Source organism: Sphingomonas sp. CCH9-E2 (assembly GCF_001557215.1).
In the GTDB taxonomy this organism is placed as follows: Bacteria; Pseudomonadota; Alphaproteobacteria; order Sphingomonadales; family Sphingomonadaceae; genus Sphingomonas.
In genome coordinates this window covers 1-3,783 of record NZ_LSJM01000449.1, presented here as the reverse complement: position 1 = coordinate 3,783, position 3,783 = coordinate 1, and the positions used below count along the sequence as shown (strand labels likewise).

4 protein-coding genes are annotated in these 3,783 nt (G+C 66.3%); 3 read left to right on the top strand and 1 reads right to left on the bottom strand.

Going from position 1 to position 3,783, the window contains the following annotated elements:
* The first annotated feature begins 128 nt into the window (after window positions 1-128).
* The gene (gene radC, locus AX681_RS20085) at window positions 129-818 is read left to right on the top strand and encodes a RadC family protein (RefSeq protein WP_066662122.1); all 690 of its coding nucleotides are present in this window, start codon (window positions 129-131) and stop codon (window positions 816-818) included.
* A gap of 82 nt (window positions 819-900) precedes the next feature.
* Here the strand turns inward: radC and AX681_RS22190 are convergent, their stop codons facing one another.
* Entirely contained in the window at window positions 901-1,443 is a 543-nt protein-coding gene (locus tag AX681_RS22190) for a hypothetical protein (protein WP_066662125.1), read from the bottom strand.
* A gap of 261 nt (window positions 1,444-1,704) precedes the next feature.
* On the opposite strand from AX681_RS22190, the gene purB reads away from it, so the two are divergent.
* The gene (purB, locus tag AX681_RS20075; RefSeq protein WP_066662127.1) at window positions 1,705-3,018 is read left to right on the top strand and encodes an adenylosuccinate lyase; all 1,314 of its coding nucleotides are present in this window, start codon (window positions 1,705-1,707) and stop codon (window positions 3,016-3,018) included.
* 51 nt (window positions 3,019-3,069) lie between these two features.
* Entirely contained in the window at window positions 3,070-3,657 is a 588-nt protein-coding gene (locus tag AX681_RS22695; protein WP_066662130.1) for a hypothetical protein, read from the top strand.
* Window positions 3,658-3,783 lie beyond the last annotated feature (126 nt).

Here is a 3,783-nt window from a genome sequence, read left to right as displayed (position 1 = left end):
GCCGTCTGCGCGGCCGCCCCTCCACCACCGCCTGCGGCGGCGGTCCCCCTCCCCTGCTGCGCAGGGGAGGAATTAGCGGCGTCAACCACACTCTTTCCCGCCCCCGCCTCTGCCGCTAGGCTCCTCTTATGCGGGACGGCGGCGAGGCGATTACCGATGGGACCGGGCATCGCGCGCGGCTGCGGGCGCGGTTGCTGGCCGATGCCGATGGGCTGATGGACCATGAGCTGGTCGAATATCTTCTGACGCTCGCGATTCCCAGACGGGATACCAAGTCGCTGGCCAAGGCCTTGCTGCACCAGTTCGGGGGCATTGCCGGGCTGCTGACCGCCGATTCCGAAGCGATCGCGCGGGTGCCGGGAATGGGCGACACCAGCGCCGCCGCGATCAAGATCGCCCATGCCGCCGCGTTGCGCCTGTTAAAGAGCGAGGTGGCGGCGCGGCCGATCCTGTCGAACTGGCAGGCTTTGCTTGATTATCTACGCGCGGATATGGCGCATCACGTGATCGAGCGGGTGCGGGTGCTGCATCTGAACAGCCGCAACATGCTGATCCGCGATGAATTGATGCAGGAGGGATCGGTGGACGAGGCGCCGGTCTATGTCCGCGAAGTGATCCGCCGCGCAATCGACCTCGGCTCGACCGCGATCATCCTGGTGCACAATCACCCGAGCGGCGATCCGAGCCCGAGCCGGGCGGATATCGAGCTGACCCGCAACATCGTGGAGGCGGGCAAAAGGCTGGGGATCGCGGTGCATGACCATATCGTGATCGGCACCGGCGGGCATGTCAGCCTGCGCGCGCAAGGACTGATGTAGCGGCCCACGAAAACGGCCGCCGGAGCGAACTCCGGCGGCCGTGGGCGGGCGCGATGCGGTACGCCCGTCCGGGGAGACCTGATCAGACCGCGGCTGCGGGGGCGAGGAAGGTCTTGAGTTCGGGGTTGGTCACGCCGCCCGATTTGTCCGCGTCAGCCGCAGCCAGCGCGCGGGTCAGCCACTCCTTGTCCGCTGCCGATTCGCCGGTGAAGGCCGGTTCGGTAACCGAGCGCAGGGCGACCATCCAGGCGCTGAATTCTTCGGCCTTCAGGCTGCCATCGCCGTCCTTGTCATAGGTCGGGAAACCCTGATCGACGATCTGCGCGATCTGCGCCGCATTGGCGGGCTGCTGCGCCGGCTGGCTGGTCTGTGCCTGAGCCTGCGGCTCAGCCGTCTGCGGCTCCGGGGTGGGAGTCGGCGTTGGGGTCGGCGTCGGAGTCGGTGCCGGGGTCACCTCCGCTTCGGGCTGGGTTGCCGGAGCCGGGGCTTCCTGTGGGACCGGTTCGGTGCTTTCGGTCGGGGCCGGCTGCTCCTGCGGCGGCGGGGTCTGCTGCTGCGGCATGTCCTGCGCGAAGGCGGGCGCAGAAATGGCAACGGCGCTCGCGAGAAGGATAGATTTCAACATGTCATTCTCCAGTCATTTCATCGAATACTTCAAATGACGCCGCGTGTTTATTTGCGGTTCATGTGACAGGAGAACGCGTTGCATATTTGTCACGTTCCACAATATTATTTCAAGCGCCTCGACTAGACTACGATTCGCCTCGAATCATCCCGAACTTGTGCGGATATCGCGATGAATCGAGTGGAACAGTTGCATTGATCTGCGGTTTGCCGCGCCGCCGGGGCTTTGCTAGGGGCGCCGCGTCCCACGAAAGGCTTGTCTATGGTCCCCCGCTATTCCCGCCCCGCCATGACCGCGATCTGGTCGCCCGAAACCCGCTTCGGCATCTGGTTCGAGATCGAGGCGCACGCGACCGAGAAGCTCGGCGAGCTGGGCGTGGTGCCCGAATCGGCGGCCAAGGCGCTGTGGGACTGGTGGGCGACCAATCCGACGATCGACGTCGCGGCGATCGACGCGATCGAGGCGGTGACCAAGCATGACGTGATCGCGTTCCTGACCTGGGTCGCGGAGAATGTCGGCGACGAAGCGCGCTTCATGCATCAGGGGATGACGTCGAGCGACGTGCTCGACACCTGCCTTGCCGTGCAGCTGACGCGCGCGGCGGACATCCTGCTCGACGATCTCGACCAGCTGCTCGCGGTGCTCAAGCGCCGGGCCTATGAGCACAAACTGACCCCGACGATCGGGCGCAGCCATGGCATCCATGCCGAGCCGGTGACGTTCGGCCTCAAGCTCGCCGAGGCCTATGCCGAGTTCAAGCGCTGCAAGACCCGCCTGATCGCGGCGCGCGCGGACATTGCGACCTGCGCGATTTCGGGCGCGGTCGGGACCTTCGCCAATATCGACCCGCGCGTGGAGCAGCATGTCGCCGACAAGCTCGGCCTCGCGGTCGAGCCGGTGTCGACGCAGGTGATCCCGCGCGACCGCCATGCGATGTTCTTTGCGACGTTGGGCGTCATCGCCAGCTCGATCGAGCGGCTCGCGGTCGAAGTCCGGCATCTGCAGCGGACCGAGGTGCTAGAGGCCGAGGAGTATTTCTCTCCCGGGCAGAAGGGCAGCTCGGCGATGCCGCACAAGCGCAATCCGGTGCTGACCGAAAACCTCACCGGCCTTGCGCGCATGGTGCGCAGCGCGGTGATCCCGGCGATGGAGAATGTGGCGCTGTGGCATGAGCGCGACATCAGCCACTCGTCGGTCGAGCGCTATATCGGGCCGGACGCGACGATCACGCTCGACTTCGCACTCGCGCGGCTGACCGGGGTGATCGACAAGCTGCTGGTCTACCCCGCGCGGATGCAGAAGAATCTGGATCGCATGGGCGGGCTGGTCCACTCGCAGCGCGTGCTGCTGGCCCTGACCCAGGCGGGGGTGAGCCGCGAGGACAGCTATCGGCTGGTCCAGCGCAACGCGATGAAGGTGTGGGAGAGCGACGGTGAGCTGTCGCTGCTCGAGCTGCTCAAAGCCGATCCCGAAGTCACCGCCGCGCTGTCGCCGCAGCAGATCGAAGAGAAGTTCGACCTCGACTATCATTTCAAGTCGGTCGATACCATTTTCGAGCGGGTATTCGCGGATTGACGGCACGCCTCCGGGTGTGTCACTCAACTGACACACCAAGGAGGCGCGACGATGGCCAAGGCGGACAAGGCGAAAAAGGCCGGCGGCAAGAAGGACAAGGCGGCAAAGGCACCCAAGCTGCCCAAGACCGTCGCCGGGATCGAACTGCCCAAGGAATTGCGGGAACAGGGTGCCAAGCTGCTCGAGCTGACCAAGCATCCGCTGGTCGCGGATATCGTTGCTGCGGGTCTGGTCGCGCTTGCGGGGAATGTGCGCAAGAAGGCGGCGGATGCGCAGGCGGCTGCGGCCCCCGCCCCGGCTCCGACCGATGCGACCAAGGCTTCGGGGATGGATGACTTCGCCAAGACCGCGTCGTCGCTCGCCACGCTGATCGCGGCGCGGGCGGCGGAGAAGATCACGGCGAAGCTGACCGGGGAGAAGGCGCCGGAGGCTCCGGCGGCACCGGTCGCGGAGGCTGCGCCAGCGGCACCGAAGAAGCCTGCTGCGCCGAAGAAGGCGGCGGTTGCGAAGAAACCGGCTGCCGCGAAGAAGCCGACTGTTGCCAAGAAGGCTGCTGCGGCGAAGGCTCCGGCTGCGGCCAAGGCACCCACCAAGCCGCGCGCGCCGCGTCCTGCGAAACCGAAGACGCCGGCGGCCTGAAGGTTCTGCATTCCTCCCCTGCCCCGCAGGGGAGGTGTCAGCGCAGCTGACGGAGGGGCCGCCCTCGCAGAGGGCGGAATTTTACCAGAACCGTTCACGGCCGTCTGCGCGGCCGCCCCTCCACCA